The following is a 14,895-nucleotide window of genomic DNA, read 5'->3' on the forward strand; positions in this document are numbered from 1 at the left end:
TCGGCGATCGTCTTCGGGCTGTCCTTCGCCACCGTGCTGACGCTGGTGGTGACGCCGTCGATGCTGATGGTGTTCACGCGTAGTAAGAACAGCCGCTTCTATGCATTCTTCCGTCGGGTGTTCCGGCGCGGCAAGACAGTCGGTGCCACTGTAGAGGCCTCCGCATGGCCGGGCTTGCGCGACGAGCCGGCGATCGCCTTCCCGAAGCCGCCGAATAGGCCAACTTTGCTTAGACGCCATGCTCAACAAATCGTTGACCGAGATGACACGCATCGAGTGCCGGGGCGCGTCGATCAATGAAGACTGCCTGCTGGCCCGCTTCCGAAAGCCGATTTCCGCTTCCTGATGAAACGAATTTTCGAAGTTGGCTTGGAGACACTGTATGCTTCGTGGTGTCAAGCTGACCCTATATGTGGACGTATAAGAGCGCCCGATTGCAACAAGTTAGCTGGATCCAGTTGATGGTCACAACTGCTGACGTATATCCGGCTTCTTCATGCGGCTCGATGTCCAGCGCGACGAGCCTCGACGGGTTTTCGCCCGCTTCCACCTCAACGGCCCCAGAGGTCGGCCGAAGCTTTTGCGGTCCACACATCAGGTTCGGAAGCGACGGGGTGACCGTTTCCCCATCTCCGCCATTTTTGCTGCAAGGCCGAGGTGCGCCCTCCTTCTCGCTCTCCAGGTCCGGGCTGCTTTAACCGACAGTACCGGTTGCCAGGCAGCGAGCATCGACCAGACGATTCTTGTTGCCGAGCCCGACGCCGCGCCATTGGGATGCCGCCTTTGCCGCAACTTGTCGAGCCTGAGGCTTCGCGGAACCTGTTTGCCGCTGGCGCGATCCACAGCTGCGCGATCGCCTATGGATCATCAGCGTGCGTCAACGGTCGCCGCGTTTGCTGACACTTGATCGCGCTTCGGCACGAGGCGCTGCCACCCCGCTGGCGGCCGCTCTTGAAGCAGGTTGTGTCACCGACAGCTGCCTCGGTGCCGTCGCTTTATGGGCCAATCGAGCACGGCTGGAAGGTTCAGATCATGGGCCTTCGAAACGCGTGGTTTTAACATCCATAGCGTGGATGCTCGCGATCTAAACAATCAATTTTACCAATCTGGGCGGGTCGTTCATAGACCCCCACATGACATGCACCGCCGTTGCTCTACCGCGTGAGGTGCACAAGAGAACCCGAAAAAGAGGAAGTCTTCGCATGCGCTCTGACGTGCAGTGGAGGTTGTGCTGGGAAAATGAGTTGCGGCTTTCCGATCACCTCGAACTCTCTGAGTTCTTCCGGAAGACCTATGAGCCTGTCGGCGCCTTTAGTGCAAAGCAATTCGCAGGCGGTCGAAGTTGGGCCGGTGCAAGGCCGGAGGTCCGCGCAATCGGCTATGATGTGCACGGGGTAGCGGCTCACTTGGGCGTGCTGCGCCGATACATCAAAGTTGGCGACGCTGATCTGCTTGTCGCTGAACTCGGTCTATACGGCGTGCGTCCGGATCTTGAGGGGCTAGGAATCGCCCATTCGATTAGCGCGATGTATCCAGTGCTGCAGCAGCTTGGCGTTCCATTCGCTTTCGGCACGGTTCGGCACGCGCTCCGGAACCATGTTGGGAGGTTCTGCCGCAAAGGCTTCGCGAACATTTTGTCGGGCGTTCGCGTGCGTTCAACCCTCCCGGACGTGTACCACGATCTGCCTCCCACGCGAGTCGACGACGACGTACTCGTCATGGTGCTCCCAATTGGACGCTCAATGAGCGAGTGGCCGGCCGGCACTTTGATCGATCGGAACGGTCCGGAGCTATGAAGAACACCCGCAATGATATCAGTCAGCGCGACCCGACCCTCATGGCATTGGTGGATCTGACTCCAGCATTGACCGCAGATTTAATTATCCACTCGCTTCCTCAAATTCACTGAAGAATCTGACATCTCATGAACCTATTTGCCTCAGCCAGTATTGTTGCCGTCTGCTCTTATGCGCTGTTGTCGACCGTCTATAAAACCGCGCAGGTGCTTTATACCCTGCCTGCAAACGTACCGCCAACCTCGGGCGAACCGGCCGGCTGTGAGCTTTGGCCGAGCGTCGATGTCATTATCCCGTGCTACAACGAGGCACCTCGCACCCTCTCGGACTGCCTGGCTTCCATTGCAAGTCAGGACTACGCCGGAAAACTGCAGGTCTATGTTGTTGATGACGGCTCTGGAAATCGCGATGCCCTCGTTGGTGTACACGAGGAATACGCGCACGACCCGAGGTTCAACTTCATTGCGCTCCCAAAGAATGTCGGAAAGCGCAAGGCACAGATTGCGGCGGTTCGCCGATCGTGCGGAGATTTGGTGCTCAATGTAGATTCGGACACGATACTCGCGCCGGACGTCGTCACAAGGCTTGCGCTGAAAATGCAAGATCAAGCGATCGGCGCCGCCATGGGCCAGTTGGTGGCTAGCAATCGCAGTGAAACTTGGCTGACGCGATTGATTGACATGGAATACTGGCTCGCCTGCAACGAAGAGCGGGCAGCTCAGGCTCGGTTCGGTGCCGTCATGTGTTGCTGCGGTCCGTGTGCCATGTACCGGCGATCCGCGCTTGTTTCGCTGCTGGATCAGTACGAGACGCAGCGCTTTCGAGGGAAGCCGAGCGACTTCGGTGAGGACCGCCACCTTACGATCCTGATGCTGAAAGCAGGCTTTCGAACAGAGTATGTCCCGGAGGCCGTCGCGGCAACAGTCGTTCCCAGCAGCATGGGTCCCTATCTACGCCAACAGCTTCGCTGGGCCCGGAGCACGTTCCGTGACACTTTTCTGGGGCTCCCACTACTGCGCGGCCTTAATATTTACCTCACATTGGACGTGATTGGGCAGAATCTTGGCCCATTATTGCTCTCTTTGTCGCTCCTGGCTGGGCTCGCGCAATTCGTAACGACAGGTACTTTGCCTTGGACGGCATGCCTGATGATCGCGGTCATGACTATAGTTCGCTGCAGCGTGGCAGCATTTCGTGCGCGCCAACTTCGATTTCTCGGATTCTCGCTCCACACACTCATCAACATCTTTCTCTTGCTCCCATTGAAAGCATACGCGCTGTGTACATTGAGCAATAGCGATTGGTTGTCGCGAAGCTCTGCGGCCAATGTGCCAAACACCGGCGGCGCCATTCCAAAGCCCAACATGGTGGGATCTGAGGCAACTTACAGCGAACAGCAATAGTCACGTGATCGCAGGTGGAAAAGTTTTGAGCCAGGACCAGAAAGATCAAGTGTTGAGTCGGAAGTTGGACCCAGAGGATTTGCGGCGGATCGAGACTGGTCCGATCGAACGGGAGTTTCACGGGCAGACAAGCGCGAAAAGCTCCGTGCATGACTCTCTGTCGACCGTGGCAGTCGATTTCGCCGGCGTAACCAAGTCGTATGGGAACAAGGTCGTTGTCGACGAACTGTCGTTCACCGTTGCTTCGGGAGAGTGTTTCGGCCTCCTCGGACCAAACGGGGCGGGCAAGAGCACGATTGCGCGTATGCTCCTCGGCATGACATGCCCTGACGCGGGCACGATCACGGTGCTCGGCGTCCCGGTGCCGGCGCGCGCTCGGCTGGCACGTAGGGGCATTGGCGTGGTCCCGCAATTCGACAATCTTGACCAGGAATTCACCGTGCGCGAGAACCTGCTGGTGTTCGGCCGCTACTTCGGCATGAGCACACGCGAGAGCGAAGCGGTCATCCCGTCGCTTCTCGAGTTCGCTCGCCTCGAGCGCAAGGCGGATGCGCGCGTCTCGGAACTGTCCGGCGGCATGAAGAGGTGCCTGACCATGGCGCGGGCGTTGATAAACGACCCCCAGCTCATTGTGATGGACGAGCCGACCACCGGCCTCGACCCGCATGCGCGCCACCTGATCTGGGAGCGGCTGCGCGCCCTGTTGGCGCGCGGCAAGACGATTATCCTGACCACGCATTTCATGGAAGAGGCTGAGCGATTATGCGATCGGCTGTGCGTGCTCGAAAGGGGTCGCTACATCGCCGAAGGCCGCCCGCAGGCGCTGATCGACGAGCATATCGGATGCCAGGTCATGGAGATTTACGGCGGCGACCCGCACGAGTTGCATTCCCTCGTCAAGCCGTATTCTCAGCGCATCGAGGTCAGCGGCGAAACCCTCTACTGCTACGCTCCAGACCCTGATCAGGTGCGCACGCAACTCCAGGGGCGACCAAGTCTGCGCCTTCTTCTGCGTCCAGCCAATCTCGAGGATGTTTTCTTGCGGCTGACCGGGCGCGAGATGGAGGAGTGAACGATGATTGAAGGTCTTGCGGCGGTGCTGCCCGCCAATGCGTGGAACTGGGTTGCGGTGTGGCGCCGCAACTATCTGGCATGGAAGAAAGTCGCATTCGTGGCGATTCTCGGTAACCTCGCCGATCCAATGATCTACCTTTTCGGCCTCGGTACCGGCCTCGGCATAATGGTCGGCCGCGTCGACGGTGCGCCGTACATCGCCTTTTTGGCGGCCGGCATGGTCGCGGTCGGTGCGATGACCGCCTCTACCCTCGAAACACTGTACGCGGCTTTCGCTCGCATGCATTCTCAACGCACATGGGAAGCCATGCTGTATACGCACGTTACCCTCGGCGACATCGTTCTGGGTGAACTGGCGTGGGCAGCCACCAAGGCCTTCCTGGCCGGTATGGCAATTACCATTGTCACCGCAGCGTTGGGCTATACAGCCTGGCCGTCCGTCTTTTATGCGCTGCCATTCATTGCTCTGACAGGGTTCGTATTTGCCAGCCTCGCGATGGTCGTCACCGCACTTTCGCCCAGCTACGATTACTTCGTATTTTACCAGACGCTTATCCTTACACCGATGCTGTTCCTGTCGGGCGCCGTTTTCCCATTGAATCAGCTGCCTGACACCTTTCAACAGATAGCGCGATGCATGCCGCTGGCACATGCGATCGACCTCATTCGTCCGGTCATGCTTGATCGCCCGATCGGCGGCATCGCCCTGCACATCGGGGTGCTCGGCCTCTACGCGCTGTTGCCATTCTTCCTCTCGATGGCGCTGTTGCGCCGCCGACTGATGCGCTGACGCAAAAGAGAAGGAGATAAACCATGCGCTATGGACGCAAATAAAAACGACATCGCCAGCGTGTGCCGCGAAGGGTTTTGGCTGGCGTCGATTCAATCTCACAACGCTATGGAACGCCCGGCGTCTCGAGCACAGGATCTTATGTTGATCCCGGCGGACCTCATAGAATTCCTTGAGGCCGGTGATGTTTGGCTGGCGTTCGGGCGCGAGCGACAACGCGGCCTGTCTTTCTGATCGAACGGTCTCGAGAAGGCCAATTTAGTATTCCTGTACGACAAATGGAGAGCGAGATGCTGTGTCTAGGATTGAACGGCGGATTGGACAAAGTCTATGAAAACAGGTTTCAGATTCCAAACACATTCATGCACGATGGCGCTGCGGTGCTCGTCCGGGACGGACAGGTCATTGCGGCGGTAGAAGAGGAGCGCCTCAATCGGATCAAACATTCCAACAAGCTCCCAATTAGTGCGGCTCAATACTGTCTTTCAGCAGCTGGGGTTCAGCTCAGCGAAATCGATCGAGTGGCGTTCTACGCTACCGAAGACTATAGCAACGCCATGCTTGAAAACATGCTTGTTTCCCAGCCGGACGCCTCCATTCCGTTGGATGCTAAACTGTTGATGCAGCAGCTGCTGGCGCAGGAGTTCGGTACCGAGCTCGACGCTTCGCGTATCTCATTCGTAAGTCATCATCAGGCGCACGCCGTGAGTGCTTTTGCAATGTCGGGCTTCGAGCAAAGTCTGATTTTCGCGATTGATGGCTCTGGTGATTTCCTGTCGGGCCTTGTGGCGGTTGGATCTGGTACTGAAATTACGCAGCTTGCGACTTTCCCAGAGAACAATTCTCTCGGGCAATTTTATCTCGAGACGATCCGGTATCTCGGCTACGGCTTGTTCGATGAATATAAGGTAATGGGGCTTGCCCCCTACGGCGATCCCGTTCCCTATCGCGAGCTTTTCGAGCAATTCTATGAACTCTCTGCAAACGGCGAGTATCGCGTTCACCTGGACCGCATCGGTCCGACTTTGCTCCGCAGCATTCAGGTTCGGAAAAAGGGAATGCCATTTACTCAGCAGCATATGGATGTGAGTGCGTCGTTACAGGAAGCGCTCGAACGCATCGTGTTTCACATTCTTCGTCATTATCGTGAGGCCACCGGGATGACGCGGTTGTGCCTGGCCGGCGGAGTTGCGCACAATTGCTCCATGAACGGCAAGCTGCTCTATTCAGGACTTTTCGAAGACATCTTCGTGCAGCCCGCATCGCATGACGCTGGATGCGCATTAGGCGCCGCGCTAATCGTGTCTAATGAGCTGGGCCGCCCAGCGCCGCGTACGCGATTGCAGGAGGTCTATTGGGGGCCGGAACTCGCGAGCGATGACGCTGTCGAAGAGGAACTAAAGGCATGGGCGGGGCACCTGGAGTTTGAACGCACTGAGGAGGTGGCGGATAGGGCAGCCGAATGGATGGTCGGTGGCGCCGTGATCGGCTGGGTGCAAGGTCGTTCGGAGTTCGGGCCGCGAGCGCTCGGAAATCGCAGCATTCTTGCCGACCCCAGGCCCGCTTCAAACAAGGACCGGATCAACGCTATGGTCAAGAAGCGGGAAGGATATCGCCCGTTCGCCCCGTCAGTGTTGGAGGAGGATGCGCGCGAATTTTTCGACCTCCCGGGCAGTGCGTGCGAATTTCCCTTCATGAATTTCGTAGTTCGTGTGCGCGATTCCAAGCGTGATTTGCTCGGCGCCATCACGCACGTCGACGGTACGGCTCGGCTGCAAACAGTATCGCGCAAGGCCAGTCCGGCCTACTGGGACGTCATCAATGCCTTCAAGCAGCGGACAGGCATCCCAATTCTGCTCAATACGTCCTTTAACAACAATGCAGAGCCGATCGTAGATTCAGTTGCAGACTCGATTGCCACGTTTCTGACAACAGAGCTGGATGGACTTGTGGTCGGGCCGTACCTCGTCAAAAAACGGGCCGCAAAGCTGCAGGATTGGACTGCGCTCGCGGTTTCATTGCCGCCTTATGTATCCTTGCATAAAGTCCGCGCATATACGGCGCAGGATCGCCACGAGACCGTCTGCGAAATCCGAACGGATCACCGTGACTGTGCGCGTATTTCACATCGCTTGTTCGATCTGCTGACGCGGATCGAAGGCGAAGCCGTGCTCGCGGATCTCCTCGACACAATTACGCCGGATCAGGGCCTGCGCGAGGCTCTCACAGGAGAGCTGCGACTATTGTGGGAGCAGCGCCACGTTCGGATGCATCCCTCGCAAGCTGCTCGCGTCCACCAAAACTGATGCCAAAGCCTGGACGACCGATAACAGCTGCCGAAACACCGGTGTGTCCAAGCACCTTCATATGACACGCCGCCTGGTGGGATCCGGAGCAATTGGCCGAACACCCGGATCCTGATCCAGCCCGACAGTCATTTATTGCAGCCGCAGGTCATCGACTGGTGCCGCGACAACTATATCGACTTCATCCTCGGCCTGGCTCTCACCGCGACGTTGCGCAAGGCATGTCGCGAATCTGAAGCCCAGCACGATGGCGCGCTTCGAAGCGTCGGCGAAGGGCGAGTCCGAAGGTCAAATTCGTTGACGGAGCCGGCAGTTGGAGCCGCGTCGAGCGCGTCATCGCCCCGTGTCGAGCTCAGCGGATGAGGGCGTGGCCAAGGCGAGCTGTTCGACGTCTGCAGCCGCATTGGATGTCGAGGATAAAAGCGTTTATATCGAGAGATCCAGAGGAAAGGATTTGGTCGGTGAGGTTCTGAAGCGACCAGTTTGGGTCAAAGCGATCCCTGGCGGCATAAAGCAAGGCGATAAGGCGGCGCAAACTCGGGTATCTGGCGGAGCGGGTCAGGCCGGCCGAGTGATTGATCAGACTGTCGGCATCGCCAAGGGTAAGCCGGGCACGACGGGCCTAGCACGAATGGTGGCGGCGGTATCCGGATGGCCGGGACGTCCATTGGTCTGCTACTGCAAAAGCCCGATGTGGCGGCTTGGCTCTCACATGCCGAGCGTCTGAGTGCTTCCGGCAGGGCGAACAGCCTCGGCGAATAGTTCCGCCGCTTCCTCGACCGTTTCAGCAGAACGGTGGGTCTGCTCCATTCGCTTGAGCAGCCCGTTGTGCAACATCTTCAGCCGCGCGGCGTGGTAGATAGCGCTGCGCTTCTGGCCATCCGAGTTGAGTGGTTCGAACAACGTCATGGTCCAGAATCCTCAATGCGCGCTTGGCAGCGCTATCTTCAGCAGCCGCCTTCTGGCTGCTTTCGCACTCGCCTGCTCGGCCCGTATGCGGCTGCAAAGGGCAAGACTGACGGCGAGCCCGATGTTGTCGGTGAGCATCGTCTTCGCCTGCTTGAGAGAGAGTTCCGCTCGCTTCACTCGTTGCCTCGCGACCGCCTGTTCCAAAACTACAAACTCGACCATTGTGCCGCATCCTTTGCCTTTGCGGTCCCTTCCATTAGAAAACCGTCACTAACCGGTTTCGTTCCGGTTGCCGCGAGGGATGCATGACCTCTCTTCCGGATCCGCAGCTCGAAGCCTACGTCGCCGCGGTGGTGGCGGCCACTGCAGCGGCCAGGGCTAACGCCGATCAAGCTATGGCAAACCTGCTGGGGTACATCGATCATGGGAGCTCAGCGATCCAAGTGCGGGGCCCGATCGCGCCAGTAACTGCGGTAATTTCTCTGCCCATGGGGGACTAGACGGAACCCACTAGCCTGTTTACCAGTTGACAAGGTGCGTAGTTTACATACTTATGCACGGCATGCACACGGTCTCAGAACTGACAGCTTTCCGTAGGGCGGCGCAGGCAGCCGGGATGTCCGATGAGGACATTGAGGACTTCGTCGACCATATTGCGGCCAATCCGTGGCGAGGAAATCGTCGGAACGGGTGGTTGCCGGAAGGTCCGTTTTTCGATTCGTGGCAATAACAAAGGTAAGAGCGGAGGCGTTCGCACGATCACATTCTACACAGGTTCGGACCTTCCGGTGTTCCTTATCACCGTGTTTGGGAAGAGCCAAAAGGTCAATCTTTCCAAGGCGGAACGTAATGCACTTAGGAAGATGACGGGGGCCATTGTGGAAAAATATGCGCGGCGCGTCCAGCCGCTAGCCGCAGGTGGAGAAAGAGCATGAGCAAGAAGGTATTCGATCAGATCGCGGAGGGCCTGCAGGAAGCGCTTGCCGTCGCACGCGGCGAGGCCGAGCCCTATAAGCTTCATGTGCCCGCCGAGATCGACGTCAAAGCAATCCGTACGAAGACTGGCCTTTCGCAGAAGGACTTCGCGTCCACGTTCGCCTTCGGCTTCGATCAATTGAAGCAGTGGGAACAGGGCCGTTCGCGGCCCGTACAGGCCATGCGCGCCTATCTACTGCTGATCAACTCGAGGCCTGTCGAGATGGTCAAGGCGCTTCGCGATCTGCACAGCGAGATCGTTAGCGAACCGCCTGCGCGCAAGTTCGGCTGAAACAAAAACAACCCGCCTTCGGCGCGAGCCTTGGGCGGGTTTGGCAGCGCGACTACGTCAGGAATATATTCCTCCGTTGCGGTGAAACCGTTCAACGGAGATCATTTGAAGGCTGAATGGGGTCGACGGTCATCGTGACGCCAATCCTGAATAGGCATTCATTAAAGTGTACGTATAATCCTTGTGAGGCTCCAGCATCAAAACGGACCGCAGTTCGGGACCTGTCGGGGTAAGTGAGATTACGCCAACCGAGTCATAGACTCCGCCTGGAGCGGTCCATAACAAGATGGGCTGTCCTTCCAGTCCGGCTTCGACTCCTTCCAGATTGGCCAGCCGCATTTTCAAGATCTCGGTCGCCGGATTGCGCGCGCGTAGAGCCGGCCGCCCAAAGCGGCGGCGGCCTCATTCGCCGCAGCGCTTTCGAATCCGGAGGTCTAGTTCAGGAAGACGGATAGTTTAACGGCACTGGAAAAACCAGCCGGACCGTAGCAATGATGGATCGCGCGGGTAGCCGAATTGGCCTTTCGCAAACTGTGCCAGTCGTGGATCGGTGGGCATCTACTTCGGACGTGCTCTTGGCTTTCGGGAAGAGTAGCTGCAAACTGGTTCAGTTGGCAGGAAAAGAAATGGTCCATTCTCCAGGTCCCGGTGGCTCAACCCGCTCGTACGGCATGGGTGCGCGCCAGATCTACGAAGCGCTTCGCGAGCAGATACTCAGAGGCATCTACGACACCGGCAGCCAACTGCCGTCCTCCCGTGGGCTCGCCGAGGAACTGGGAGTCTCGCGAACGACCGTCACCGTCGCCTACGAGCAGCTGGCCGCGGAGGGTTTCATCGACGTCCGTCAAGGCGCGCGCCATCGTGTCGCATCCTCACTGCTCGGACCTGAGCTAACCGCCAATCCCCCAAAACGGGCCGGCCCGGGTCACTTGTCAAACTATGGCGAACGGCTGCGTGGCACTCCCCGCTGGCCGGATTACCTGCCGAACACGCTGAAGGTCGATTTCCGATATGGCGTCCTGGCGTCCTCAGATTTCCCCGCGTCGGTTTGGAAACGCGCGATGAACGCGGCGATGGCGCAGCGGCCGGCACGGCTCGCCTATGACGATCCGTGCGGTTCGCGCCGGCTGCGCCAGGCGCTTCAGGGCTATCTCTGGCGCGCCCGTACTGTGCGCTGCGAACCCGAGCAGATCGTCATCGTCAATGGTTCGCAGCAGGGCCTCGATCTCTGCGCGCGCCTGCTGCTCGACCCAGGGGACAGCTTCGTCATCGAGGACCCCTGCTACAGGATGGCGCGCCAGGTCTTTGCCGGTACAGGTGCCACGCCCGTTCCCGTCGAGGTTGACGAGGACGGCATGCAGACGGAGCAACTGGCGGGGGTCGCGGCTCGGCTGGCCTATGCGACGCCCTCGCATCAGTTTCCGCTCGGCGGCGTCATGCCGATCGCGCGGCGGAATCAGCTTCTGGAATGGGCGCGGGACCAGGGCGCCTATGTCATCGAGGACGACTACGACAGCGAATATCGCTACGATATCAGTCCCGTTCCCCCGCTGCACAGCCTCGAGGATCATGGGGCCGTCATCTACCTCGGCACCATCTCCAAGACGCTCTCGCCGATGCTGCGCATCGGCTATCTCGTCGTCCCGGCGGGATTGCAGCAGGTTTTCGAAACCGCCAAGCAGTTTGCCGACCGGCATTCTCCGGTGGCGGAGCAGGAGTCATTGGCCTCTCTGATCGAGAGCGGCGGCTATGAAAGCCATGTGCGCCGCGTGCGCCGCCTTAACGGCGAGCGCCGGCAGGTATTGCTGACCACCCTGAAACGGAGTTTTCTAGATCGGATCGCCGTCCAGGGGGCAGAGGCTGGACTGCACGTCGTCATATGGTTCAACGACCTGCCGCGATCGCGTGAAACGGCGTTTGTCGAAGCCGCGCAATACGCGGGTCTGGGTCTGCACCCCATTTCGCCGCTTTATCATGGGCAGTCGGGAGCAGGCGGGGCCGATCGCGTCGGGCTTGTCATGGGCTATTCCGGCTTGAGCATCCGGCAGATCGAAAAAGGCGTCGAGATGCTGCGGGACGTCGTCGCTCAACTCTGAGACGCTTATGGTTTCCGCACGCGAGGTTAGGACACGTTCGCGGGTGCTCATCGTAAACAGTTCATCGTCGAAATAGTTGCGCAGCCGGGCCACGGCCGCGCTCATGGCCGGCTGACTAAGATTGATGCTGGTTGCCGCCCCGTGAGACTGCGTTCGGTCGGTGCGAGGAGGTTCGGATCAAGGCCTTTGTCTCATCATCCGCAACGTGGATGCTTATCATCGAAACAATCGATTTTGCCGATCGGACAGGACGTCGCATAGGAAAAATTCAAGGATGCAGCCCTAAGGGGATTGTCGATGTATGCGTTGGCTCCGAGGAGCATTTTTCTGGTGTGTGCCTCCTGGTCTGGGCCGAATATTAAGTGAGTCGATCCGGCGTTATGCCGATTGCGCGGTCGATGAGCGAATGGCCGACCGGTACACCAATTGACCGGAAGGGTCCGGGGTTATGAAACATCTTGATGACAGATGCGAGGTGCGGAGTGAATGCGCTGACGGCACCGGCCGTCGCAGCGTTTATCTGACGTTTGACGACGGTCCCGATCCATTTTTCACACCACAGATACTCGATGTGCTGGCGCAAAATCGGGTGCCAGCGACTTTCTTCGTCATTGGCGCCTACGCCGCAGAGCACCCGGATCTCATCCAGCGAATGATCGCAGAAGGGCATGAGGTAGGCAACCACACGATGTCTCATCCGGATCTGTCCAAATGCAGCTTGGGCGAAGTGCAACGTGAGGTATTTGAGGCGAACCATGCCATCATGGGAGCATGCCCGCAGGCCTCGATCCGCTACATTCGCGCACCGTACGGCGCCTGGAGCGAAGAAGTGTTCACTGCGTCAGAGATCGCCGGGCTGGCGGCCCTTCATTGGTCGATAGACCCAAAAGACTGGTCGCGCCCCGGCACCAACGCGATCGTCGATGCAGTTCTCGCCTCGGTGCGGCCAGGCGCCATCGTGCTCTTGCACGATGGTTGCCCTCCCGACGAGTCGAGACGCCGCAGTCAAGCCAGTCTGCGCAACCAGACCGTCTTGGCGCTGTCCAATCTGATTCCGGCATTAGATGCCTGCGGATATGAAATTCGCTCGCTTCCAGAACATCACTGAAATGCGAGATCCTATGGACCTGCTTTCCCAGCCAGCACCTTGTGGTCTCGCTTATGAAAGGCTTACAAGCCGTTTACGACCTGCGGACAAGCATTTCGTCGACATCGGACGAACTGGTCGGCTCCGGCCGTTTGGCTAAGCGTAGACCTTGTTATCACCTGCTACAATGAGGACCCGCACACGCTCTCGGCATTGCCTGGCATCCCCCGTAGGCTCCCTCTTCGACGATTGTTTTATTATCGTTCACTTGCGTTAGATCAATTCATTGGGTTTGCCGGAGGCCGTCCACAAGGATTGGCAAACTAGCCGCCGTTGCCGTTATGCGGGATACGCCCCACCGCTCGGCTGCGAAGGAGCGGAAGGCGTCCCTCGACTCGCACACCCCGCTGTGGATCTGCTCCTTGATCTCGCGATGATCGGGGGCGCGATGCCAGTTTTCACCAACTGGACCACGTCGATAGCTTCTGACTGGCTGTTTCCAGTAGGCCAGATTGCCGGTACCTGACTGGTAACGCAAGGAGTTTCGCGATGTACATCCCTCCCGCTTTCCGCGACGACGACAAGGAGTCCCTGCGGGCGACCATCCGCGCGGCGCTGCTGGCGAACTTCGTTACAGTCACGGCGGAAGGGCCGCTCGCAACGTCACTGCCCCTCTTCCTTGACGAGAGCGAGGGCGAGCACGGCGTGATCTACGGGCACCTGGCGAAGGCCAATCCCCAGTGCCGTGTTCCACCCCTGGGCGACGGCTTGGCCATCTTCATGGGGCCGGACGCTTACGTGACGCCGGCATGGTATGCGACCAAGCGGGAAACCGGGAAGGTCGTCCCGACCTGGAATTACATCGCCGTCCACGCCTATGGTCCGGTCGAGTTCTTCGAGCATGCGGGAAGGCTGCTGGACGTCGTGAATCGTCTCACCGACCGCCACGAGGGCGAACGCGCCTCGCCTTGGGCAGTGTCGGACGCGCCACCGGATTTTGTACAGGCGCAACTCCGCGGAATCATCGGCCTGCGCATGCCTGTCAGGAGGCTGGAGGGCAAGCGCAAAATGAGCCAGAACCGGAACGCGGCCGACCGCGCCGGCGTGGCCGCGGGCCTCGCGGCGAGCGAGCGGGCATCTGACCGCGAGATCGCCGCTCTCATCCCAAAATAATCATGAACTTTGCGGAAATCGACCATGATGCCGGAACTGACCCCATTCGCCCTGTACCTCGCCGCGGCCTCCGTGCTCGCCATCACGCCCGGTCCGGGCATCTTCTACGTCGCCGCGCGCACGCTCGCCGGCGGTCGTCCGGAAGGTATCGCTTCCAGCTTCGGCACGGGGCTGGGCGGCATGATCCACGTCCTCGCCGCAAGCTTAGGTGTCTCCGCGATCGTGCTCGAGAGCTCGGAACTGTTCTCCGCATTAAAGCTGTTCGGCGCGGTCTACCTCGTCTGGCTCGGCTTTCGCACCTTTCAAGCCGCCCGCCGCAAGGGAGCGACTGGCGGCGATGACGACGCCCCGGTGGGTCCAGTCGGACCCCGGCAGGCGTTTCGTGAAGGGGTGCTGGTCGAGGCTCTCAACCCGAAGACGGCAGCCTTTTTTCTAGCCTTCCTTCCGCAGTTCGTGAACCCGAGCGCAGGGCTCGTAGCTCTGCAATTCGTGGTGCTTGGCTCCGTGTCGATTGCGCTCAACACGCTTGCCGACATCGTGGTTGCCTTCGTGGCCAGCGGCATTCAAGACGGCGCGGCAGCGCGTCCCGGGTTGATCCGCCGCCTGAGGGAGGCGTCGGGCGGTGCGATGATCGCGCTGGGCGTCGGCCTCGCTTTGGCGAAGCACCCTGCTGCCTGAACTTTGAATCCGATCGGTTTGGGCATCTCTCCGGGTTGGCGAGTTAGTTTGCCGGAAGCAGATGGATGGCTGCGAGCCAGCTTCGGTCATTGCACCTATTCAGGCGATGTCTCAGGAGGCGTGGCACCACAGTGAGAGAAACGTGAGTTCGAATGCCTCGCCTTCCTCATGCCCATCACTTCGGGCCCTCGCCAATCAACGCACGGTAGAAGCCAGTCAACCGAGAATGACGGCCGTTTCATAGAAGGAAAGCCAAGCCATGCGCCAAGCAGCGCCCCGCTTTGCACTCGACCACATGGCGACGCCCGGACTTGAC

General features: G+C 59.3%; 16 protein-coding genes and 2 pseudogenes. 15 read left to right on the plus strand and 3 right to left on the minus strand.

Going from position 1 to position 14,895, the window contains the following annotated elements:
* The 8 genes and pseudogenes from AC0L2P_RS31600 to AC0L2P_RS31635 form a co-directional block, all read left to right on the plus strand.
* The coding region (locus AC0L2P_RS31600) for a hypothetical protein (protein WP_473507133.1) at positions 1-300 on the plus strand (300 nt) is incomplete at its 5' end.
* A gap of 902 nt (positions 301-1,202) precedes the next feature.
* Positions 1,203-1,796 carry a NodA family N-acyltransferase gene (locus AC0L2P_RS31605; RefSeq protein ID WP_473507135.1) on the plus strand — a complete coding sequence of 198 codons (594 nt, stop codon included), beginning with the start codon at positions 1,203-1,205 and terminating at the stop codon, positions 1,794-1,796.
* 128 nt (positions 1,797-1,924) lie between these two features.
* Positions 1,925-3,199 carry a chitooligosaccharide synthase NodC gene (gene nodC, locus AC0L2P_RS31610; RefSeq protein ID WP_473507137.1) on the plus strand — a complete coding sequence of 425 codons (1,275 nt, stop codon included), beginning with the start codon at positions 1,925-1,927 and terminating at the stop codon, positions 3,197-3,199.
* 49 nt (positions 3,200-3,248) lie between these two features.
* Positions 3,249-4,271, plus strand: coding sequence for a nodulation factor ABC transporter ATP-binding protein NodI (nodI, locus tag AC0L2P_RS31615; RefSeq protein WP_473507157.1), 1,023 nt, complete (start codon positions 3,249-3,251; stop codon positions 4,269-4,271).
* A 3-nt stretch (positions 4,272-4,274) separates the two neighbouring features.
* Positions 4,275-5,063 carry an ABC transporter permease gene (locus AC0L2P_RS31620; RefSeq protein ID WP_473507139.1) on the plus strand — a complete coding sequence of 263 codons (789 nt, stop codon included), beginning with the start codon at positions 4,275-4,277 and terminating at the stop codon, positions 5,061-5,063.
* Positions 5,064-5,093: 30 nt separating this feature from the next.
* Positions 5,094-5,297: a hypothetical protein gene (locus AC0L2P_RS31625; RefSeq protein WP_473507141.1), complete on the plus strand. Its 204-nt coding sequence runs from the start codon at positions 5,094-5,096 to the stop codon at positions 5,295-5,297.
* Between the two features lie 56 nt (positions 5,298-5,353).
* Entirely contained in the window at positions 5,354-7,369 is a 2,016-nt protein-coding gene (locus AC0L2P_RS31630; RefSeq protein WP_473507159.1) for a carbamoyltransferase family protein, read from the plus strand.
* Between the two features lie 81 nt (positions 7,370-7,450).
* Positions 7,451-7,710, plus strand: a pseudogene (locus AC0L2P_RS31635) (transposase); the annotation flags it as partial.
* Positions 7,711-8,077: 367 nt separating this feature from the next.
* Here the strand turns inward: AC0L2P_RS31635 and AC0L2P_RS31640 are convergent.
* Entirely contained in the window at positions 8,078-8,278 is a 201-nt protein-coding gene (locus tag AC0L2P_RS31640) for a hypothetical protein (protein ID WP_473507143.1), read from the minus strand.
* Between the two features lie 12 nt (positions 8,279-8,290).
* Positions 8,291-8,500, minus strand: a complete 210-nt coding sequence (locus AC0L2P_RS31645) for a hypothetical protein (protein WP_473507145.1) — start codon at positions 8,498-8,500, stop codon at positions 8,291-8,293.
* Between the two features lie 401 nt (positions 8,501-8,901).
* Between AC0L2P_RS31645 and AC0L2P_RS31650 the strand changes: the two genes are divergently transcribed.
* The 3 genes from AC0L2P_RS31650 to pdxR all read left to right on the plus strand — a co-directional run bounded on the left by AC0L2P_RS31650 (position 8,902) and on the right by pdxR (position 11,641).
* Positions 8,902-9,213, plus strand: coding sequence for a type II toxin-antitoxin system RelE/ParE family toxin (locus AC0L2P_RS31650; RefSeq protein WP_473507147.1), 312 nt, complete (start codon positions 8,902-8,904; stop codon positions 9,211-9,213).
* Positions 9,210-9,545, plus strand: coding sequence for a helix-turn-helix domain-containing protein (locus AC0L2P_RS31655; RefSeq protein WP_473507149.1), 336 nt, complete (start codon positions 9,210-9,212; stop codon positions 9,543-9,545). Before AC0L2P_RS31650 ends, AC0L2P_RS31655 begins: the two co-directional genes overlap by 4 nt.
* A gap of 626 nt (positions 9,546-10,171) precedes the next feature.
* Complete coding sequence (gene pdxR / locus AC0L2P_RS31660) at positions 10,172-11,641, plus strand: MocR-like pyridoxine biosynthesis transcription factor PdxR (protein WP_473507151.1); 1,470 nt, start codon at positions 10,172-10,174, stop codon at positions 11,639-11,641.
* A gap of 3 nt (positions 11,642-11,644) precedes the next feature.
* On the opposite strand, the pseudogene AC0L2P_RS31665 reads toward pdxR, so the two are convergent.
* A pseudogene (locus tag AC0L2P_RS31665) lies at positions 11,645-11,829 on the minus strand (LysR family transcriptional regulator); the annotation flags it as partial.
* Between the two features lie 210 nt (positions 11,830-12,039).
* Between AC0L2P_RS31665 and AC0L2P_RS31670 the strand changes: the two are divergent.
* From AC0L2P_RS31670 to AC0L2P_RS31685, 4 genes are all read left to right on the plus strand, one after another.
* Complete coding sequence (locus AC0L2P_RS31670; protein WP_473507161.1) at positions 12,040-12,093, plus strand: hypothetical protein; 54 nt, start codon at positions 12,040-12,042, stop codon at positions 12,091-12,093.
* Complete coding sequence (nodB, locus tag AC0L2P_RS31675) at positions 12,090-12,749, plus strand: chitooligosaccharide deacetylase NodB (RefSeq protein ID WP_473507153.1); 660 nt, start codon at positions 12,090-12,092, stop codon at positions 12,747-12,749. The genes AC0L2P_RS31670 and nodB overlap by 4 nt, the downstream gene beginning before the upstream one ends.
* 528 nt (positions 12,750-13,277) lie before the next feature.
* Positions 13,278-13,901 carry an FMN-binding negative transcriptional regulator gene (locus AC0L2P_RS31680; protein WP_473507155.1) on the plus strand — a complete coding sequence of 208 codons (624 nt, stop codon included), beginning with the start codon at positions 13,278-13,280 and terminating at the stop codon, positions 13,899-13,901.
* 27 nt (positions 13,902-13,928) lie between these two features.
* A complete protein-coding gene (locus AC0L2P_RS31685) occupies positions 13,929-14,579 on the plus strand; it encodes a LysE family translocator (protein ID WP_473507162.1) in 651 nt (216 codons plus the stop codon).
* Positions 14,580-14,895: the final 316 nt, after the last annotated feature.

This window comes from Mesorhizobium sp. WSM4836 (genome assembly GCF_055811815.1).

What these genes read in the sequence shown, in the direction of transcription:
- AC0L2P_RS31605 (WP_473507135.1), top strand. Translation starts at nt 1,203, where the DNA reads ATGCGCTCTGACGTGCAGTGGAGGTTGTGCTGGGAAAATGAGTTGCGG.
- nodC (WP_473507137.1), top strand. Translation starts at nt 1,925, where the DNA reads ATGAACCTATTTGCCTCAGCCAGTATTGTTGCCGTCTGCTCTTATGCG.
- AC0L2P_RS31620 (WP_473507139.1), top strand. Translation starts at nt 4,275, where the DNA reads ATGATTGAAGGTCTTGCGGCGGTGCTGCCCGCCAATGCGTGGAACTGG.
- AC0L2P_RS31625 (WP_473507141.1), top strand. Translation starts at nt 5,094, where the DNA reads ATGGACGCAAATAAAAACGACATCGCCAGCGTGTGCCGCGAAGGGTTT.
- AC0L2P_RS31630 (WP_473507159.1), top strand. Translation starts at nt 5,354, where the DNA reads ATGCTGTGTCTAGGATTGAACGGCGGATTGGACAAAGTCTATGAAAAC.
- AC0L2P_RS31640 (WP_473507143.1), bottom strand. Translation starts at nt 8,278, where the DNA reads ATGACGTTGTTCGAACCACTCAACTCGGATGGCCAGAAGCGCAGCGCT.
- AC0L2P_RS31645 (WP_473507145.1), bottom strand. Translation starts at nt 8,500, where the DNA reads ATGGTCGAGTTTGTAGTTTTGGAACAGGCGGTCGCGAGGCAACGAGTG.
- AC0L2P_RS31650 (WP_473507147.1), top strand. Translation starts at nt 8,902, where the DNA reads ATGAGGACATTGAGGACTTCGTCGACCATATTGCGGCCAATCCGTGGC.
- AC0L2P_RS31655 (WP_473507149.1), top strand. Translation starts at nt 9,210, where the DNA reads ATGAGCAAGAAGGTATTCGATCAGATCGCGGAGGGCCTGCAGGAAGCG.
- pdxR (WP_473507151.1), top strand. Translation starts at nt 10,172, where the DNA reads ATGGTCCATTCTCCAGGTCCCGGTGGCTCAACCCGCTCGTACGGCATG.
- nodB (WP_473507153.1), top strand. Translation starts at nt 12,090, where the DNA reads ATGAAACATCTTGATGACAGATGCGAGGTGCGGAGTGAATGCGCTGAC.
- AC0L2P_RS31680 (WP_473507155.1), top strand. Translation starts at nt 13,278, where the DNA reads ATGTACATCCCTCCCGCTTTCCGCGACGACGACAAGGAGTCCCTGCGG.
- AC0L2P_RS31685 (WP_473507162.1), top strand. Translation starts at nt 13,929, where the DNA reads ATGCCGGAACTGACCCCATTCGCCCTGTACCTCGCCGCGGCCTCCGTG.